19 protein-coding genes and 1 tRNA gene are annotated in these 17,329 nt (G+C 38.8%); 6 read left to right on the forward strand and 14 right to left on the reverse strand.

Features of this window, described 5'->3' with window-relative positions; all coding sequences use genetic code 11:
* Positions 1-203: 203 nt before the first annotated feature.
* Complete coding sequence (locus MKY14_RS13795; protein WP_340976657.1) at positions 204-1,871, reverse strand: ATP-dependent nuclease; 1,668 nt, start codon at positions 1,869-1,871, stop codon at positions 204-206.
* Between the two features lie 1,170 nt (positions 1,872-3,041).
* Here MKY14_RS13795 and MKY14_RS13800 point away from each other — a divergent pair.
* Positions 3,042-3,899, forward strand: coding sequence for a discoidin domain-containing protein (locus MKY14_RS13800; protein ID WP_340976658.1), 858 nt, complete (start codon positions 3,042-3,044; stop codon positions 3,897-3,899).
* A gap of 340 nt (positions 3,900-4,239) precedes the next feature.
* Here the strand turns inward: MKY14_RS13800 and MKY14_RS13805 are convergent, their stop codons facing one another.
* Positions 4,240-4,503: a M15 family metallopeptidase gene (locus tag MKY14_RS13805; RefSeq protein WP_340976660.1), complete on the reverse strand. Its 264-nt coding sequence runs from the start codon at positions 4,501-4,503 to the stop codon at positions 4,240-4,242.
* A 961-nt stretch (positions 4,504-5,464) separates the two neighbouring features.
* On the opposite strand from MKY14_RS13805, the gene MKY14_RS13810 reads away from it, so the two are divergent.
* Positions 5,465-5,587, forward strand: coding sequence for a hypothetical protein (locus MKY14_RS13810; protein WP_340976663.1), 123 nt, complete (start codon positions 5,465-5,467; stop codon positions 5,585-5,587).
* A gap of 159 nt (positions 5,588-5,746) precedes the next feature.
* On the opposite strand, the gene MKY14_RS13815 is transcribed toward MKY14_RS13810, so the two are convergent.
* The 7 genes from MKY14_RS13815 to MKY14_RS13845 form a co-directional block, all read right to left on the reverse strand.
* The gene (locus tag MKY14_RS13815) at positions 5,747-6,631 is read right to left on the reverse strand and encodes a hypothetical protein (RefSeq protein WP_340976665.1); all 885 of its coding nucleotides are present in this window, start codon (positions 6,629-6,631) and stop codon (positions 5,747-5,749) included.
* Positions 6,632-6,695: 64 nt separating this feature from the next.
* Positions 6,696-6,857 carry a hypothetical protein gene (locus MKY14_RS13820; protein WP_340976667.1) on the reverse strand — a complete coding sequence of 54 codons (162 nt, stop codon included), beginning with the start codon at positions 6,855-6,857 and terminating at the stop codon, positions 6,696-6,698.
* 165 nt (positions 6,858-7,022) lie between these two features.
* Positions 7,023-8,156: a hypothetical protein gene (locus MKY14_RS13825; protein WP_340976669.1), complete on the reverse strand. Its 1,134-nt coding sequence runs from the start codon at positions 8,154-8,156 to the stop codon at positions 7,023-7,025.
* Between the two features lie 1,535 nt (positions 8,157-9,691).
* Positions 9,692-10,297, reverse strand: a complete 606-nt coding sequence (locus tag MKY14_RS13830) for a site-specific integrase (RefSeq protein ID WP_340976670.1) — start codon at positions 10,295-10,297, stop codon at positions 9,692-9,694.
* Between the two features lie 177 nt (positions 10,298-10,474).
* A tRNA-Leu gene (locus MKY14_RS13835) sits at positions 10,475-10,560 on the reverse strand.
* Positions 10,561-10,719: 159 nt separating this feature from the next.
* Positions 10,720-11,196 (reverse strand): WGxxGxxG-CTERM domain-containing protein, encoded by a 477-nt coding sequence (locus MKY14_RS13840; protein WP_076136668.1) that lies wholly within the window; start codon positions 11,194-11,196, stop codon positions 10,720-10,722.
* 75 nt (positions 11,197-11,271) lie between these two features.
* Positions 11,272-11,958, reverse strand: coding sequence for a M15 family metallopeptidase (locus MKY14_RS13845; protein WP_076220018.1), 687 nt, complete (start codon positions 11,956-11,958; stop codon positions 11,272-11,274).
* Positions 11,959-12,075: 117 nt separating this feature from the next.
* On the opposite strand from MKY14_RS13845, the gene MKY14_RS13850 reads away from it, so the two are divergent.
* Positions 12,076-12,240: a hypothetical protein gene (locus MKY14_RS13850; protein ID WP_169744799.1), complete on the forward strand. Its 165-nt coding sequence runs from the start codon at positions 12,076-12,078 to the stop codon at positions 12,238-12,240.
* On the opposite strand, the gene MKY14_RS13855 is transcribed toward MKY14_RS13850, so the two are convergent.
* Positions 12,237-12,572, reverse strand: coding sequence for a YolD-like family protein (locus MKY14_RS13855; RefSeq protein WP_076128863.1), 336 nt, complete (start codon positions 12,570-12,572; stop codon positions 12,237-12,239). The genes MKY14_RS13850 and MKY14_RS13855 overlap by 4 nt on opposite strands.
* 214 nt (positions 12,573-12,786) lie before the next feature.
* Positions 12,787-13,347: a hypothetical protein gene (locus MKY14_RS13860; protein WP_076128860.1), complete on the reverse strand. Its 561-nt coding sequence runs from the start codon at positions 13,345-13,347 to the stop codon at positions 12,787-12,789.
* 117 nt (positions 13,348-13,464) lie between these two features.
* On the opposite strand from MKY14_RS13860, the gene MKY14_RS13865 reads away from it, so the two are divergent.
* A complete protein-coding gene (locus tag MKY14_RS13865; protein ID WP_076213977.1) occupies positions 13,465-13,956 on the forward strand; it encodes a PH domain-containing protein in 492 nt (163 codons plus the stop codon).
* A 73-nt stretch (positions 13,957-14,029) separates the two neighbouring features.
* On the opposite strand, the gene MKY14_RS13870 is transcribed toward MKY14_RS13865, so the two are convergent.
* Positions 14,030-15,505 carry a glycosyl hydrolase gene (locus tag MKY14_RS13870; protein WP_340397092.1) on the reverse strand — a complete coding sequence of 492 codons (1,476 nt, stop codon included), beginning with the start codon at positions 15,503-15,505 and terminating at the stop codon, positions 14,030-14,032.
* 175 nt (positions 15,506-15,680) lie between these two features.
* The gene (locus tag MKY14_RS13875) at positions 15,681-16,097 is read right to left on the reverse strand and encodes a cytidine deaminase (protein ID WP_340976672.1); all 417 of its coding nucleotides are present in this window, start codon (positions 16,095-16,097) and stop codon (positions 15,681-15,683) included.
* Between the two features lie 106 nt (positions 16,098-16,203).
* Here MKY14_RS13875 and MKY14_RS13880 point away from each other — a divergent pair, with 106 nt between their 5' ends.
* Complete coding sequence (locus MKY14_RS13880; protein ID WP_076192139.1) at positions 16,204-16,635, forward strand: NucA/NucB deoxyribonuclease domain-containing protein; 432 nt, start codon at positions 16,204-16,206, stop codon at positions 16,633-16,635.
* A gap of 81 nt (positions 16,636-16,716) precedes the next feature.
* Here MKY14_RS13880 and MKY14_RS13885 read toward each other — a convergent pair whose 3' ends face one another.
* Complete coding sequence (locus MKY14_RS13885) at positions 16,717-16,866, reverse strand: hypothetical protein (RefSeq protein WP_155288175.1); 150 nt, start codon at positions 16,864-16,866, stop codon at positions 16,717-16,719.
* A 149-nt stretch (positions 16,867-17,015) separates the two neighbouring features.
* On the opposite strand from MKY14_RS13885, the gene MKY14_RS13890 reads away from it, so the two are divergent.
* Positions 17,016-17,192, forward strand: a complete 177-nt coding sequence (locus MKY14_RS13890) for a YjfB family protein (RefSeq protein ID WP_076098563.1) — start codon at positions 17,016-17,018, stop codon at positions 17,190-17,192.
* The last annotated feature ends 137 nt before the right edge of the window (positions 17,193-17,329 follow it).

Genomic DNA, 17,329 nt, shown 5'->3' on the forward strand with positions numbered 1-17,329 from the left:
TACCCTGAGTCCTGTGTGTTTGAATGTGATTCCCAGATATACAGAACCTTAGCTTTTGATGGAAGCTTTACTCAAGAAAAACAAAAAAAACCTTGATTTCTCAAGGTTTTCACTGTGATGCCGAGGACGGGGGTCGAACCCGTACGGTACTCACGTACAGCAGGATTTTAAGTATCACATAAAAAGCCTATATCACAGAACAATCAGTCTAAATAATCCTCTATCTCTGCTGCCACTTCGTCATTATCAATAAGTGGTAAAAAGAACTCCTCATAAATACTCTCGTGAGTAATTTCAATTATATCTATACCAATCTTATCAGACTTTTCAATGTTAAATATCGTATCGAAAAAGGTATAAATTCGATTTTTAATAGGCAAACCATCTGCCTCATTCATGATTCGAAATATTGTTGCTGTCTTTTTTCTATCTGCTACATCTCCAATTCCAATTGCCTGTTCAAAATTCGCTACAGATGAATAGATTTGGGTTGCATCAGTCTTTAATTTGAATATATTTTTACAATTTGTTAATTGTGCTTTTAATGTTTTCTGTTCATATTTTTTATTATTATCCATATCATGCATGATGATATAAGGTGTTTTGAATTGATTGAGTATTTTCATTAGAGAACAAATTGTTCCTTTTCCTCTTGCTCTGATAACGTGAATAGGAAGTTCACGATCTTTAATGTAATGATTTAGGGCTACGTATTCCGTGTCTCCTTCCACAACAACTATATTCTTGGCAAAGAAAAATTCATTCACATAAGAATCCACATAATTGAGTATCTTCATGTTAGTAATATCGTTATTGTCAAAAACTGAATTTGAGGATTGAAATAACTCAATTGCCTTATTGGTGCCAATACGAAAAACTTGAATTGAAGTATGATTTTCTGATAAGTCAATCAAAACTGGTGAATGAGTTGAAATAATTAATGGCATTTCATTTCCAATCGCATATAACGAACGGCTTAATGCCCTAACCGCTTCAGGATGCAAAAATGCTTCTGGTTCGTCAATCAATAACATCTTATCTTTATTAGTCCCTAGTAACCCTTGTTCAATCATATTTTGAAATATATAGATCAGGCTCATCCTTTGTATCCCTGTACCCTGTGTAGACAAAGGCATTCCCCTATACAACTTATTATCAATAGTGACACTAGAATTTGTTGATTTGACCATATCTGCTATCGAGAAGCCGTTGCTTTCGCCACCTGCTACTGCAAGCTGTAAATCTTTGTTTGAAAATAAACCTTGTAGATTTTTAGAAACTTTTTCACTTACTGCTCTTAGAGCTTGATCTGTATTACTTTTCAATTGTGAAAGTAATTTGGGAATAGCTTTTTTAACTTCTAAATATTCTTGTTTAGATTTCGATTCATCTGAATTATCATTCTCAAGTCTTGTTAATTCGGATGTTAATATCTGAGAATAAATATCGTTCACTTGCTTGTCCACTTCATCGGTTGTCATATAAGGAGTTATGTAATACGGAGAGTTTTCCAGAATTTGATCTAGAATTGTTTTTATTGCATGTCCCCTCTTTATTTCTTTGCCTTCAGTATCATAGTATTTACCATTGTCATTTGCATACTTCTTTATAATCGTCAATTCTTCTCCATCTATTACAAACACAGCTTCTAATTCAATAATTTTATTCTCGTCTTGAGCTGAATAACATTCTATCGGTATTTTAGTTTTGGCGACTGTCGGAAGATAAAATTGGTTGATTGCTTCAAGAAAAGTTGATTTCCCAGTATTATTTTTCCCAGTTAGTATAACAATATCTTTCTCAGAAAATTGAATACAAAACTTCTCACAAAAGACCTTGTAATTCGTCACACTAAATTTCTTTAACCTCATGTTAATACCCCCTGTAAATGAGAACTCCCATGAGATATATTACATCAAATTACAAATTAAGTAATTATATATTATTTCATTTCACAAAACTTTCTCTTATATAATCATCATAATAATGTCTAGTTTTTGAGTAGATATAGAAAATAACATCCATATAAAGAAACTATAAATTGTTGGTGGCATTGAGTAGAGCAAGGTTTTCAGAATCACAAATCATTTATTCATTCTTTTAATTATAAATTCCTAACTATTCTCATGAACTACTCCCACTTCGAACAGTAAAGCAGCTTTTATGTATATAACGCTCTGGAATTGAATCCAATTCACTCATTGCGAATTATAGTATCGTAATGTCAGCTAGAAATTAGTTGTCTCAGTCTCGATACTATAACCTCAGTAAAAATCACCACACAGTTACTCCAGTAAATCAACAAAAATATTTAATTATTCCAAAACCGCTGTAAAAATTCTCATCAAAATGACTATACTTTTCCTCTTCAAAATATAGATCTTTTGCCTGTACAATAAAAGTAGACATGACAGTACCACCGAGAAAAGCAGAGAAGCCCATCCGTCGACTCCCTTACGAGGTATGTTCTTACCTCTCTGGGTATGTACCTCTTAATCTCTAGGCGCTCCATGTGCGTATGTATTACCGCTACAGAAGATAACCCTACCTCCTTGGCAAGTTCACGTTAGTGGGTAGGGATTGATTTCGATCATCCTAATTAATGATCTGAGTACTTCTTTTCTTTATCAGTTAATGGCTTTATACAATGCTCATTTATCACTTGGCTGCCAAGTTAATATGTTTATCGCTTGAAACAGCCTTGGCGCTCCAGTGTTTAGACAAGTTGCAAGATTCTTTTCATCTTTTATGCCCTTCACTTCAATTTGCTTAGTGATTTTGCCAACTTATCTAAGTAAACAATTTCAATGGTTTGACCAATCTACATTTGCATGTTGATAGCCTCCCCAAAATAAGAACTTTCGTTTGCATAACAACCAAACTCGCGTTCGGAAATCAACGGAAATCCAATCACTAAATGTAATTATTATGAATTAATAAATATAACACACTTTTTATTACATATTTAAGAAATTTTGTTTGGACTGTTTTTGTTGCATTATGTATCTTTGATTCCTATAAACATACTAAAGGAGATACATATGAAAAAGAAAATTTACGTACCTATCATTTTTTCCTTACTTCTGCTATTTAGTTTTGTTTCTATTACTAAAGCAAATACCACAACAGTATCAAGTTTAATTCCGGTAATGACATCTAATACTTCTCCTTCTGGAGTGGTAAGTGCAAGTAGCGAATGGGGTATTGACCATCAAGCATTCAACGCATTTAACAATAACAACAACGACTATGGGTGGGCTTCTAAAGAAGGTGTGCCATATGGATGGATAGCTTATGAATTTGAAAGTCCACAAATTGTTAACTCTTACTCTCTAACAGGTCGTGGCAAAAACGAGAATGTAGCAAAAGAATCACCTAAAAATTGGACTTTCGAAGGATGGGATGGGGAAAACTGGGTTGTTCTTGACACTCAAAACAACATTACTGGTTGGACTACATCAGCGGATAAAGTATTCGCGTTTAATAATGAAAAAGAGTATAAAAAATACAGATTAAATATATCAGAAAATAATGGATACTCTTATTTTGTTACTATTGGCGAAATAAAAATGAACTACACTCCTGCTCCAGAACCAACTACCACACCAACACCAGAACCAACTTTCACGCCAGTACCAACTCCATCTGCTACTCCGGAAGTTCCAACAGGTAACAGAGCAATTTTGACAGTGACTCTAACCACTGGGTTAGAAAAAGAATTTGATCTACCAATGTCAGAAGTTACTACATTCCTAAATTGGTACGACAGTGCTTCGGAATCTGCACGTTATGGAATAGATAAGCACGAGAACAACAAAGGCCCTTTCAGCAAACGTACAGAATATGTTGTACACGATAAGATACTTACATTTGAAGTTAGTGAATACACAATTGAATAAATAAAAACACCTCGCCGACCAATAAAGGTTGGCGGGGTGTTCTTATCACTGCTCAAAATTCAAATCGCACTCGCACGAAATGGGCACGAGCAATCTTAATTGAGTCTGGTGTATATCCCTCTACGATTCCGTCGTAATCCATCTTGGTACCATTAAGATACCATAAATTAAACCAATACTGTCATAAGAAACTCGCCGCTTCCTTGTACTTCTCTATATTAGTCAAATCTTTAGCCATTTCCGTTTCAGTCGGCTTAGTACCCGCACGTAATTGTGAGGTTGTCAGTCCAGAAGTCATTTGAAAATGCTGTGCATCCTTATTAAGGAAAAAAACATCGCCTCAGTTGAAGCCAAAAGATTTTGCCTCTTGAACTACCTCCGTCCAATCAGCCACTTTACCACCGTCACCGTCACGTTTTATATCCCAAGATACTTGTTTCCCATCGGGTAGTAACACTGCAAGGTCGATAGCTAGTCCAAAGTTATAATAACTAGTTCCACCCTTTGCATTGATAACACTAAAGCTGAGTTTAATGCTTCCTAGTGCATTTAGAGCGACTTGCTCAGCAATAGTTCGAAATAGTTGAGTGAAACGGATAGGCATTCCGAGTGTAACAGCGTTCAATTAAAACTGTGATAGCTAAAATAACGGGATGGAAACCAATAAATCTCGTAGATGATTTACTCTTTACTCGATCCAGTGTCAGAGACATTAATCATCGCCTCCCTTTCTGCTGGTAGCGCGTTTAACATTCTTATCCAACTCACTACCTCCCCACTTGAGCACTACATCCAAGACAGGTAATGGAAGTGAATCTCCCCACACTGTCCGAATTAAGTTAGGACTCATGCTTTGTAAAACATGAAATAGGTTACTGATGGACAGTGCTCCAAACCTCAGGCAGTCCAAACACCATGTTCAAAAGATGTCCATCAGCCGGAAGCAGTAACATAAAAAATGTTCGGGAGACTCCATCAATTCCGTATTTACTAGCATGGGTGTTGTCTTTCTTGCCTGCTCTAATACCTGATAACCAATCCATGATAATAAAAGCGCGACCATGATGGTTACGACTTCGTCCGCCTCCCCATATTAATAATCATATGTCGGAATAAGAACTGCACCTACTGTTGACGTAGCGATTTGTGATTTAGTCATTATAATTCGCCCCTTTCTATTGTTTTTCCGAATTAACTAGCACTTCTAAATTTGAATCTTCTTTTGGTTGCAACGCAGCTAATATTTCACCGACTCTAAGATCAACTTGCTGCAATATCTCAAGTTGTGGCCCGGGGTAAAATTCTTATACTGTTATAATCGCTTCAACTTGTCTCGTCAGAAGAAGTGCTAATTCAAGTTTTTTATAAATATCAGCCCTGTTCCTCCTTCCAGACAAAAGTAAAAGCCCCCAAAATATTGGAAAGGATTTCTTATAAATTGAGCTTATCACTAGAAATATTCGTAATCACTGCGGATTTGATGACCACCGTTAACTCCAAGGCATTTAAGGAGGATACAGTGAAATAATGTATAATTATGGTAATGGAATGAAGAGGATTTTATTATGCCAAAGAAAGAGGTCATTAATGGATCTGTCGATAAGGTATCGGATGGAATTACTGATATTGATTTTAGCCATGATAACCCAATGTGGAGAATATACCAGCTATCAATGAGGAAAAAATAAATTATTCTTTAGAAGGTCTTGATGATTATCTTCCTGAAATTACTACAGGTAATAGAGATATTGGTATTTATGAGAAAAAACAGACTGTCCTAATGAGGTTTTCCCCATTGTAACTGATATTATTCGTTGGAAATTAAAGCTTCCTAAACGGTTTTTTTATCAATTTTGTTCATCAAATATACTATCGGTGCTAATTAATTTTGGGGGAGTAACTCTTTCTAAATAATTCCCTTCACTTTTTAATTTCACTTTAAATGTTTGAACATATCTATTTCCGTGAAGATCATTTATCTTAATAATAAATATATGGTCTCCCTCTGGAAAATCCCTATCAAATACGAATCTCAGCACATTCAATTCACTTACTCTCAAATTGAATGAAGGCATGATTGCATAATCACTAAAAGAGTTACTGTTTAATTCAAGAGTAACATCAATCGCAGAAGACATACCTATATTACACAATGTTATTCCTGCCATTTGAATTTTTGAATCATAGAAAGAAATCACATTACCCTCTTGTCTTTGTTCAATCCCACCTTGCTCAAGAATAGCTTTATACTTCTTATCTAGCTTGTTAGAATAAGTTATATTCTCATTTTTAAATAAAATATAACCTGATGGAAATTGTACTGTCTTTTCTTCTGATCCTTGTCCTTCTTTTGATTTATCTTCTTCCTCAAACAACCCCTTGAACATAAAGTAAGCTGGGTTACCCATAGAATTATCCAGAAATAATCTCACATCAATATACGGAATAATGTCCTTCCTTGACTTTTCATATTGAATATTAAGATTATTTTGATTTTGCTCGATATTTTGTTTAAGAGTGTAATACACCGCAAATAGAGTTGCAACGCCGCCTAAACTTCCACCCAAGAAACTCCCCCAGAACGCAAGCCAATCTTTATTTCCCAAGTCATTAGCAGTTGTTGGATAAGGTAAGAACAACACACGATTGATAATGATTGGGATAATAATTGTTGTAATCAAGAAAACGATAATAATTGTAGTGTTTACAGAAATATTTTTTCTTTTCTTCATTTTATATCTCCTTATTTTCATGAGCATTGATTATACCATCCCTGCATTCACGAACCAGAAGAGATTATGTATACGAATAGCTGTGGGAGGTTCGCAATTTATCCCATGTGATATCGGGCAGACCAGGACCGTTAAGTCCCCAGGTGAACGGGGTGTTATAAGCTGTGTTTCTCTTGATCGAGATATCTATAATATCCCATGACTTTTGATTTTCCCGCTTGTACATCCAATATCTCCTGGGCAATTTAGAAATATGGTATATATCGTCTTTCATTACTCGATGGAGTTATGTCTTAGTAATTACTTTCTATAAATATCTACCGAAAAAAAGGAGCTACCCCGGTATGTGAATGCATTGCTAGACGAAATACTGAAACCTAAATTTTAAATTCTAATTTCTAATTAATTTATTGCTTACTTGCAGTTTTCTTGCCTTATCAAAAAAATATTTAGGTTGCCACTTCTTAACAACATGAGGCATCAAGTACTCATTTGCAGCAGACATTAAGACTGCTTCAACTGGTTTTATAAAGGACATAACTTGTAAAAAACCAAATATAACCGTTCTTGTTGGAAGGGACATTCCTTTGTTTGAGTTAATTAATAATTTGGTAAATTCCCTAGAGAATGGTTGCTTAGATTTTATACAGTCCCTTGTAGCACTATCTAACCAAGCTCTTAAAAATTGCCCCTCTTTTTTCCTCAACGTCAAAATATCCTTTAATGTGAGCATTCCTGAAGCTACTAACTCTTTTATATCTGGAAAGTCATATATTTCGCAAAGTTCAAGTAGATTTTCACTTTGCTGTTTATAATGTCCTGTTCTAAAAGACTGTCTTAATTTTTTAACGAAAAAATTTTCAAGCTCACTTTCACATATTATTTCATCAAATTGAGAGAGCAATGCTGATTTATAATTAATATCGGCTAATAAATGGAGTCCATATGTCGCCTCATTAAGTACTCGTTTTGCTACTTCTTTATTTTTAGTATTAGGAATTATATAACATCCACCGTCTTCTATTTCTAACTTATACTCCGGTAAGTTAAATTCCTCTTTCACATAATCAAAGATACTAGTAATGAAATCTACGTTTTTAAAATCTAATTGTATGTTTTCAAGAAGTAATTCATGATCAACATTACAAGCAATTGATTTTTCTTGAATTGAATCAATGATACTCTTGGGAAATACCGGTTTAAAAACTTCATTCATATATTCAAAGTCAATTGGAGGTATGCCATTCTTTTTGTACTCAAGTAGCATAATACTATTCAATGTCTTCTTCGTTTGTTTTGCAACAACGGGTGCAAATAAATCGTAAACAGGAATAATAATGTTTTCGTCAAGTAACGTTTCTAATGTCCTAGGACCAATGTTAGCTGCTAGAACATTAAAGCTACTTCTTGTTGATAGATCTAGGGCAACTTGATCATAAAGGAGTAATGCTTCCCCTAATAGGGGCAACAGTTCACTAGGTTTATTGGGTGTAATATATACTACTTTTTTTTCTCTTGCTAGCATGTATATCCCTCATTATTAATAGATTTTAGTATTTAAGAATTGTTTAACTGATTCACTCCCCTCGATCTAGCCCTGAGAAACTCAAGAGCGAAAGTGATACAACGGAATACGATATTGCATGCTGTAGAGACTTCATCAAGTTAAAACAAAAAACTTTACTTCAAACATTTATAATCTTGTGAATATTTAACCTTATCCTTTACTCTAATCTTGGTTCATTTTCATTGAGGTTTACTACTTCATCGAGTTTTTAAAGTTTTAAGATTTACAGTGTTGCCCACTCTTATCATACCTTCTGTTACTCATATTTGATTATGTAGGCTTTTGTCTAAAACGTTCTATCTGCATAGGATCGATCTTGGTTGATCTATAAGGCTTGATACAAATATACCACTCCCCCTAATAAATGGTAATGAAAAAATAGATCTTTGTACAAGTTTTATCGATTAAGAGTGATCTCACACAGGCTGAGATTAGCTGTTTGGTACTTCCATTCTATTAAAACTTGTATTCATAGGTTGTTAAACGGATGTTCTAAACTAATTCCAATAACTAAGTTTAAAGAGCCTCACTCTTGTGTTATCAGACATAATAACGATACCGAACTCAGATTTTAAGTGTACGTTCCAGTTGATCATTTGCTTAAGTTTTTGTTCTCCTACATTCGTGATGACAGGTAAAGAAGAAAAATTCATACGGTGACATAAGGTGAACCTTGTCTTTTGCAGTGTAAAAGATCATACCATCTGCTGTTTTATAGGTCTTTTCAATTGCATACTCCATACCATTTTCAACTCCATTTCTATTTTCATACTCATTACATATACGTCTAATAGCACTAGACTAAATGCTCTCACTACATTTACAAGTACTACATAAAATCATCAGTGAAGGACAAATAGCTTTTACTTGACTAATACACATCTCACACAAAGCAAAAAGCCATCCCAGTATAGGAATGGCTCTAATAATATAAGTCTCATATAGTCTGACCACAGGCAGTAGCTCGTCCGATAAATTTGGGTGTGCGGTACAAAATAATCAGTCTTGAAATGTTCCAGCAGAAATCTCAGATTGATTAATGTATAATTTCAAACTAGAACCAGAGTCTCATGGCTGATATAGTAAAAAAATAGTCTGTTATACCATTATTAAATGTGCTGATTCAGCTTGCAGTAAACATTCCAGACAGTAGATGACAGTGCTCTTTGTACTGACACATATTTGTCCGAGTCATTTTGTGAGATATATCTATAGTTTCTTAAACCTCTTTGTTTCTAGCATCAATTTATGAAGCGGACTAGCTACGCTATGCTCTTTTTTTTAATCATTATTGGTCAACGCCACATAACGTTTTGTCATGGTCAGATCAATATGTCCCAATGTTTTTTTTACAAAATCAGAGCATTAACACCATTTCGAATATACTCCAAAGCGAACGTGTGCCTCAGATCGTATGGACGTATATGCACTCCCAATTCTTTGCTATAGCGTTCCATTCTGTCTCCCATGTGTGACGGTTCAGCGCTTTGCCCTCAAGTGTGCAGAAGATTGGAGCGGATGGTTGGCATTGAGATTGGCAATGTTCTGGAGACTCTCGTTTTTGCTTTCTCAGATGTAATATAGATTTCTTGAGAATGAGCGTTAAAGTCTGGAATAATCAGTGACAAAGCTTCTTTAGGTCTGATACCTGTGTCTAGGGTTAAAAGAATCAACGCATAGTCTCGTAATCCCACAAAAGTATCCCTGTTAGGAAGGGACAACAGCTTTATCAGTACCTCCTGATCTATATTCACAACTCGTCCTTCGTCTTTACGCTTCTTGAGCGATTTCACAGGATTAGTGTCAATCAACTCCTGTTCAACACACCAATTCAGAAAAGTCCGTAAATAGACTAGACGATTGTTGTAAGTACATGGTTTAATACCTTCTTGTCCAAGATATTCAAACAGATTATTTTTTAGATATTCTACAGTCTCTAATGAGTTGCTGTACCTCTTAAAGAAGAGCTTCACATGTTGCTCATAGTCCTTTTGCGTCTGTTCGCTAACTCCCTGTGCTTTCTTCCAAAATAGAAACTGCTTTAATGCTTCTTTCCAATCCACTGCCTTATTCTTTTTAATTTTTGTAACTCTAACCATAATAAAAACCCCTCTCCAGAACTTGTGATTAGACAAGCACTGAAAAGGAGTATTATCGTCAGGGTTCTGTGTGTTGGATATCAATTTCTAGACACACAGAACCTTTGGCTTTCAACAGAAACATTACTTGATGACAATAAGTTAAAAAACCTTGATTTCTCAAGGTTTTCACTATGATGCCGAGGACGGGGGTCGAACCCGTACGGTACTCACGTACCGCAGGATTTTAAGTCCTGTGCGTCTGCCTGTTCCGCCACCCCGGCATATTATGTGTTGAAGCTTCATACGTTGTTCACATATAACGCGACAAGAAATATAATATCATGAATATCGATAACGCGCAATCCTTTTTCGAAAAAAATTTATTCACAATAAAAATAACCCGTTCAGCCAGAACCGACACGGGTTATTATAGACGTGGATTATCTACGCTCGTCACTTCTGCTTCTCATTCCGGCAAGACCCAAAAGTCCAAGCAGACCGAGCCAGCCCCAGTTAGATCCTTTGTTAGTTGCAGCATTCGTTGTTGTACTAGTTGCACGGTATTTGCCGGTCTGTGTGGTGTTGGTTGCCGGGTTGACAGTGCTGTTGGTTCTGTAGTTATTTCGGGTGTCATTGTAGTTATTGGTGTTGTAGTTGTTAGGTCTGTAATTATCATCGATGCGGATCTTATCTTTCATAATGCTCTCATGCTGATTCAGCGTTCCCGTGGTGCCGTTCATTAGATTGCCTTCCGTGTTCATCATCCGAGTGTGTTCCGCAGTCCCATCCATCCCGGTATTCGCGGCTGGGATACCGCCCAATGCTGCTGATCCCACGGCATTTGATGCATAGCTAGCTCCCATTAGACTCATTGATAATACAGTACCGCATGCAAGGCTTGTTATCAGCTTGTTCACAGTGTTATGCCTCCCTTTAAGGTTAGTTATCACTGATAATTTCCCCTTGGACGGCACTGTCTATGCATGGTGGTTTTACTCTTTTACTACATTAACTGTCTTTGTCACAGCATCATAAGTAACCTTTGCTCCAAGCGCCTCAGCCAGCGCACGTATGGGTACATAAGTTGTTCCGGTATCGAGAACGCCATCGGTAAGCTTGCGGCCGTTTAGGTTAATGGTCACTGTAACGTCTTTGTTCACCTGATCATCCCCTCCGGTAATCTTTTTTAAAGCCTCTTTGGCTTGGTCCGTCGTTGGACGTTTACCTGCCCGAAGTTGATCTATAGTTAAACCGAAAGTCATTTGCAGATGTGAATAATCTTTAAAAGAGGTCCAGTCCCCGCCCCATTCTAAACCAAGCCGCTTAGCCTCCTGTACAACCTCTTGCCAATCTGCTGTCTTATCCTTATCACCATCACGATTGATATCCCAAGAAAGGCTAGTGCCATTCGGCAGCAAAAGCGCAAAATCAAACGCAAGACCATAATTATGATAGCTGGTACCGCCTTTAGCGTTGGTAACTATCGGTCCTGGTTTGCTTCTACCCTGCGCATACAAAGCATTTTGCTCAGCAATGGTCCGTAGACCCTGAGTAATAACGATAGGGACTCCTCTCGCATGGCTTTGCTGAATCAAAACATTCGCACCTGCCGCCAAGACAGGATGAAGCCCGACCAGACGCGCCGCGGATTTTTCCCTCAATTGCTCCAAAGTCAGCATAGAATCACCCCTTTGGTATATTCAATGATGCCGCTGCCCTATTTGCCTGTACCCCTGTCCCCTTTAGGATGATTTCCACAAAAAAGGACAAAATATTTAACGAAAGGTGGGAGACATATGGATATTCATAGCGATAGCTATAAAGTTGCAGCCCTTAGTGAACAGGAAGAAGCACTGGAAATTATTCGGAATGCTGAAGCTTCCATTGCACATCTGACCGGTAATCCTACCGTTACCTTAATCGCTTATGAAAAAAGCGAAGGCAACGGTTCTCAGCATTAAACGATGTAGACCTCGACAATATCATCCACATCGATCCACTTCCATTCCTCCGCCCACTGCAGCTTAAACTCACGCGAGTGGGTGTGAATGGAAGTCACAAAACCACTTAACATCGTATTTTCAAAAGGGTCAAAAAGAACAACTGTCACTCGTACATGACTCCGCAACGACAAAGCCAGTGTACATTCAATCTCCTCCAGCTTCTGCTCATCCAGAATAGGCTTGATGCGGCGCAGCGTTTCCCGTTCATCTCTTATAATTCGTATCTTATGCTCCGGCAGCATCATGCGGCTGCTTTCCCACAGCCCGTTTTTCTCCAGCTTTTTGCCCATGGTAACCCCTCCTTAATTATATATCTATTCCTCTGAACACGAACGTATGTTTGTATTATATCCGCATCTTCGCATATTAATCAATAATCAGGAAAAAGATACCTTTTTAAGGGTCACTCTTTATTCAAAAGATGTATATTAATGTATATCTATTCAAGATAAAATTCGCAGCAAAAAGACGCTGACAGATAAACTGCGCAGCGCCTGATTTGATTTATTCTTGAACAACGTCCCCAGACTCTGAGGTAGCCTGACCTTCGGAATCTATAAGTCCTGTTGCTTCTCTTGCCTCGTTAAGCTTGGAAATACCGAATAACATCGCTACATCAGCGTTCTGATTCAATTCATTAAATTGCTCAGCCGTAACGTTTGCGGAATCAGCACCTTGAGAGGCCTCTTCTTTTAAAGAATAAGCACTTTCAAAGGCAACTTTAGACTCTTCGAGCAACTTACGAATGTCTTCCGGCAAGCTGGAGGAAATTTTTACTTTCTCGGCTTGATTCGATAAATCAGTTGCGGTACTCTGGAATTGCTTAATTTTCTTCTCCAACTGCTTGTCCGTGAGTTCTCCTGCTGAATAACCAGCAATGGCTTCGTTGAACTCCGCTAAAGAAGTTTTTCCTGACTCTTCAAGTTTAGACATTTCATTGTAGAAGTTTTGCACGGTCTCCTGCACTTCTTCCTCCGTGGCAGGTGCCGATGAAGTTGAATTATTGCTGCAGGCGCTAAGGATGACAGTCATCATCAGCATTCCTATTAGTAAAGCTTTTTTCATTATTTATCCCTCCACTTAACAGGATAATGTCGGTTTGTGTAAAGCGCAAATGAAATATATGTAAAATGACTGTTATGTTATAATTATTTTAATTGTGATCAGGAAAGGAGAGTATTTATGCCTTATTGCACCACCTGTGGAGCGGAATACAAGCAGGGCGCTAAATTTTGTGGAGAATGTGGAACCAGCCTTGACGGTACCGCTCCAGTAACCGCTCATCGACCCACAGTAGATAATAATCATGTCATTCAAGAAGTCGTGCTCTGGAAAGGCAAACCTGCCGGCATCTCGGATCGACTCAAAGGAATCGTAGGACTTAACACAACTTCATATACCATTACAAGTCAGCGTATTATGGTAAAGACCGGACTTATCGGTAAAAATGTTGAAGAAATCGAATTGCTGCGCGTACGCGATTTATCCGTAAAACAGTCTATCATGGACCGGATGCTTGGCATTGGATCATTAACTGTATTTTCTGATGATGCCTCAGCGCCTCAGCTTCTTTTTCGAAAAATCCATGATGCCCAAACCGTCAAAGATGTTCTGCGCAAAGCCGTTCGTGACGAGAAGATCGCCAACAACATTAGCTACCGCGAGCAAATTTAAGACGTTCATACGTAAAAAGGCCCCGGAAAACCGGGGCTTTTTGCTTGCGCTTGCACACTTGAAGTACTCTTTTTTAAGGAAGATAAAATGCCCCCGCTGGGATAACCCCCTTGATCTGGCTCGGACTCTCCCACTGCAAAACAACCCTGGCGTCGCCCGCATTCTCATAATACTCCACCTTTATTTCATACGGCTTACCTGCAATCAGGTTTATGCTCCCTTTTCGTTCCTGGCCGCTCTGATTCACCCAACTATCAATGACTAGCCCGCCATCAATCCATACCCGTATCCCATCATCAGAGTAGGAATAAATGGTATACACCTCGCTAAAAGCAGCCGTCAGCTTCCCACTCCACCGCACAGAGAACGCATCTACACGAATGGCAGGATCAGGCGAACCTTGTCTCCATGAAAAGTTAATATTGGCATCCGTACGCAACAGTGCAGGCGTGCCGCTAAGCGTCATGTTATTGTAATATTGCCCACAGAGTCCACTCTCCAGCACACTATCCCCGATAGCAGCGAAAGCGGCGGCCTCAGCAGCATACTCCTCTCGTGTGAATACCATTTTATCGTTCATAAAAGCTTTTATCACAGCATCGGTATTCTTCTCATAGAGGAGTTTCCCCCAGGTCAGCTGATAAGACCATTTGGGCTGTGTTTTGGACAACAGTTCAGCAGACGGAAGCTCTCCATTCTCACCAATCGCAATCAGCTTGCCACGACCCAGATCCCATAAATTATCATAATGACTAATCTTGAAATCCGCGTCATAAATGTCGAGCGCCAGCACATCTACCTTATCACTGCCCGGATAGTATTCTGCCGGCTCATCACACCACTGATTTTTTGCATTTGGACTCCAAACCCACAATAAATTATGCAGCTTATGATAATTGGTAAAACGATCGAACATAAGGTTCCACAATGCAGCGTAATTGCTCTTTTGCCCCCACCAAAACCATCCACCATTCATTTCATGATACGGCCGCCAAAGTACAGGAACCCCTGCGTCATTAAGCTTTTTCAGCGACAGGGCTATCTTATCCAGATCAGCTAACAGAGCATTATACTGGGTGGTACCTGGGGTTATATATTTATCAAAATCAGCATTGCTTAGGCTCGTATTTACATTCCCCCAAGTTGGCGCTGTCCCCGGTAATGCAGCGTGATAACACATCGTTACGATCCCGCCGGCCCTAGACCAGCGTATCGCACTGCTGACGACCCAATTCCGTTGATTGTCAATTAGAGCCTGTGACTGATTATTGATTGCGCCCAGCTCGTAGCCATGCAGCGCAGCATATTGCCCGCTGCTATTTTTAAGCTTCTCCATGAGCTCATCTGCACTTTCCAAATAATCATGTTGGCCGCTTATCACACCCTTTCCCTGCAAGTAATAGAGGGTATTCAGCAATAGCTGAGCCGAGGACGACAGCCCCGAATCCGCCGGAGCCATTTGTAATCTGCGAAAAGCCATCTGCCACTGCACATCGCCCACGAACCTTGATGCTGAATCAACCATCTGACGAATAATCCGCTGCTCCATCTATTCTCACCATCCTTTTAAATCTTTTTAAGTTATAGTATGGGGACAATAATGACATGAACTCAGCGAATGGACATGAAGTTGTAAAATAAGTTGGGACGATATAAGGAACTGCTGAATAAATTCACGGCTCAACAAAAAAAAGGAGCTCCGCGGCTCCTCATTACTTTTTTTCTTATCTCGTGTACCTTAAAGGCAATAGCTCAGCGATTTCATATTTAGCTAATCGGTCATCCTCCGATACAATTATCTTGCAGTCTATTCCATAATCCGCAATTAACTCTCGGCACATGCCGCAGGGAGAGACTACTTTAATCTCTTTTTCCTCGCTGTCTGGATCAGAATGCCTTACCGCAACAATCGTATCAAATTCCTTATAACCTTCGGATATCGCTTTGCCAATCACCATCGCTTCTGCACAGACTGTAATCCTCCCCATACTGGCTTCCACATATACCGCTGTAAAAATCTCTCCTGTTTTAGTACGAAGCGCTGCACCCACATGATGACGCCCCCATTCATAACGTCTGGTAATTATATCTTCGGCAGCCGTAATAAGCGTCTGATCCTCAATGGTAATTATGTACTCCATATCCAGTTACGTCCTCCTTTATTTTACCTAATTATATTAAATCGCACTGAATTATGATATAAGATATACTATTTTAAGTGCCAAAAAAGGAGGAGCAGAATTGAAAGTGAAAAAATGGATCTCCAGTCTCATCATTGTTGCATTACTTGCTTTGGCTAGTTACTGGTTTGAACAAAACGGAGAGCCTACAGACCCCTCGTCTCCATCCGATTCGAGTGTTGTTCAGCTAACCTTCCCATCAGACCGCTATCCTGAGACCGCCAAGCATATTCAGGATGCCATTGCGAAAGGTGAATCCGCCACATGTACGATTAACCGAGAGCAGGCTGAAGAGAACCGTAAAGAGTCCTTAAAAGGGATCCCCACTAAAAAGGGGTATGACCGGGATGAATGGCCAATGGCTATGTGTAAGGAAGGCGGCGTTGGTGCCGACATTGAATACATAACGCCAAGCGATAACCGCGGGGCAGGAAGCTGGGTTGGCAATCAGCTGGAGGATTATGCAGACGGAACCCGGGTAGAATTTATGTTTAAATAACGGTCTGTCTGACCATCCCCAGGCAACAGAATAGCCCCACCTGGCATTCGCCAGATGGGGCTACACTGCACATCAGCTAACTTAGAATAAGCAAGCTTTAGTGATGATAACCAGCAAGATGAAAAGTACCAGAATTGCTCCTGTTGAAGTCCAAGGACTACACACCGGACCTACTGATGCTGGACTTACTACCGGACCTACGTTACAACCACAACCATGTTCCATTCCCATTTTCAATTCCTCCTAATGATTAATGACTACAGCACAAGATATGTAAAAAGGAGATAAGCCGTTTGGGCGAATTGGCAAACAAATGCCAATCACCTAATGAATTGAAGGTGGACAGTCGATAAACAGGATATACACAAAGGAGGTGCAATATGGATATAGCTGCATTATCAATGGCAATGAGCCAAGCATCCTTAGCTCAAAATGTTGGGATACAGGTCATGAATATTGCCAAGAATCAGGCTGAAACCCAGAGCCAAACCATGGTGGAAATGCTGGGCAAAAGCGTTGCTCCTAATTTGGGAAAAACACTTGATATTAGTGTGTAATTGCTTTATGCTAAGGAACATGAGAACGAATGTTCCTGTGTATCCTTAGCATTTTTTTACTCTACATAGCCCTTCGGGCTTTTCTTTTGCGCATTTATGCGAACATACGGTCCCATTAGTGATTTATTAGTGATTTT

The sequence above is a fragment of the Paenibacillus sp. FSL R5-0887 genome (assembly GCF_038002305.1).
In the GTDB taxonomy this organism is placed as follows: domain Bacteria; phylum Bacillota; class Bacilli; order Paenibacillales; family Paenibacillaceae; genus Paenibacillus_AQ; species Paenibacillus_AQ odorifer.

Excerpts from the sequence above, each read along its gene's own strand:
- MKY14_RS13795 (WP_340976657.1), bottom strand. The coding sequence starts at position 1,871 with ATGAGGTTAAAGAAATTTAGTGTGACGAATTACAAGGTCTTTTGTGAG.
- MKY14_RS13800 (WP_340976658.1), top strand. The coding sequence starts at position 3,042 with ATGAAAAAGAAAATTTACGTACCTATCATTTTTTCCTTACTTCTGCTA.
- MKY14_RS13805 (WP_340976660.1), bottom strand. The coding sequence starts at position 4,503 with ATGCCTATCCGTTTCACTCAACTATTTCGAACTATTGCTGAGCAAGTC.
- MKY14_RS13810 (WP_340976663.1), top strand. The coding sequence starts at position 5,465 with ATGCCAAAGAAAGAGGTCATTAATGGATCTGTCGATAAGGTATCGGAT.
- MKY14_RS13815 (WP_340976665.1), bottom strand. The coding sequence starts at position 6,631 with ATGAAGAAAAGAAAAAATATTTCTGTAAACACTACAATTATTATCGTT.
- MKY14_RS13820 (WP_340976667.1), bottom strand. The coding sequence starts at position 6,857 with ATGTACAAGCGGGAAAATCAAAAGTCATGGGATATTATAGATATCTCG.
- MKY14_RS13825 (WP_340976669.1), bottom strand. The coding sequence starts at position 8,156 with ATGCTAGCAAGAGAAAAAAAAGTAGTATATATTACACCCAATAAACCT.
- MKY14_RS13830 (WP_340976670.1), bottom strand. The coding sequence starts at position 10,297 with ATGGTTAGAGTTACAAAAATTAAAAAGAATAAGGCAGTGGATTGGAAA.
- MKY14_RS13845 (WP_076220018.1), bottom strand. The coding sequence starts at position 11,958 with ATGCTGACTTTGGAGCAATTGAGGGAAAAATCCGCGGCGCGTCTGGTC.
- MKY14_RS13850 (WP_169744799.1), top strand. The coding sequence starts at position 12,076 with ATGGATATTCATAGCGATAGCTATAAAGTTGCAGCCCTTAGTGAACAG.
- MKY14_RS13855 (WP_076128863.1), bottom strand. The coding sequence starts at position 12,572 with ATGGGCAAAAAGCTGGAGAAAAACGGGCTGTGGGAAAGCAGCCGCATG.
- MKY14_RS13860 (WP_076128860.1), bottom strand. The coding sequence starts at position 13,347 with ATGAAAAAAGCTTTACTAATAGGAATGCTGATGATGACTGTCATCCTT.
- MKY14_RS13865 (WP_076213977.1), top strand. The coding sequence starts at position 13,465 with ATGCCTTATTGCACCACCTGTGGAGCGGAATACAAGCAGGGCGCTAAA.
- MKY14_RS13870 (WP_340397092.1), bottom strand. The coding sequence starts at position 15,505 with ATGGAGCAGCGGATTATTCGTCAGATGGTTGATTCAGCATCAAGGTTC.
- MKY14_RS13875 (WP_340976672.1), bottom strand. The coding sequence starts at position 16,097 with ATGGAGTACATAATTACCATTGAGGATCAGACGCTTATTACGGCTGCC.
- MKY14_RS13885 (WP_155288175.1), bottom strand. The coding sequence starts at position 16,866 with ATGGGAATGGAACATGGTTGTGGTTGTAACGTAGGTCCGGTAGTAAGT.
- MKY14_RS13890 (WP_076098563.1), top strand. The coding sequence starts at position 17,016 with ATGGATATAGCTGCATTATCAATGGCAATGAGCCAAGCATCCTTAGCT.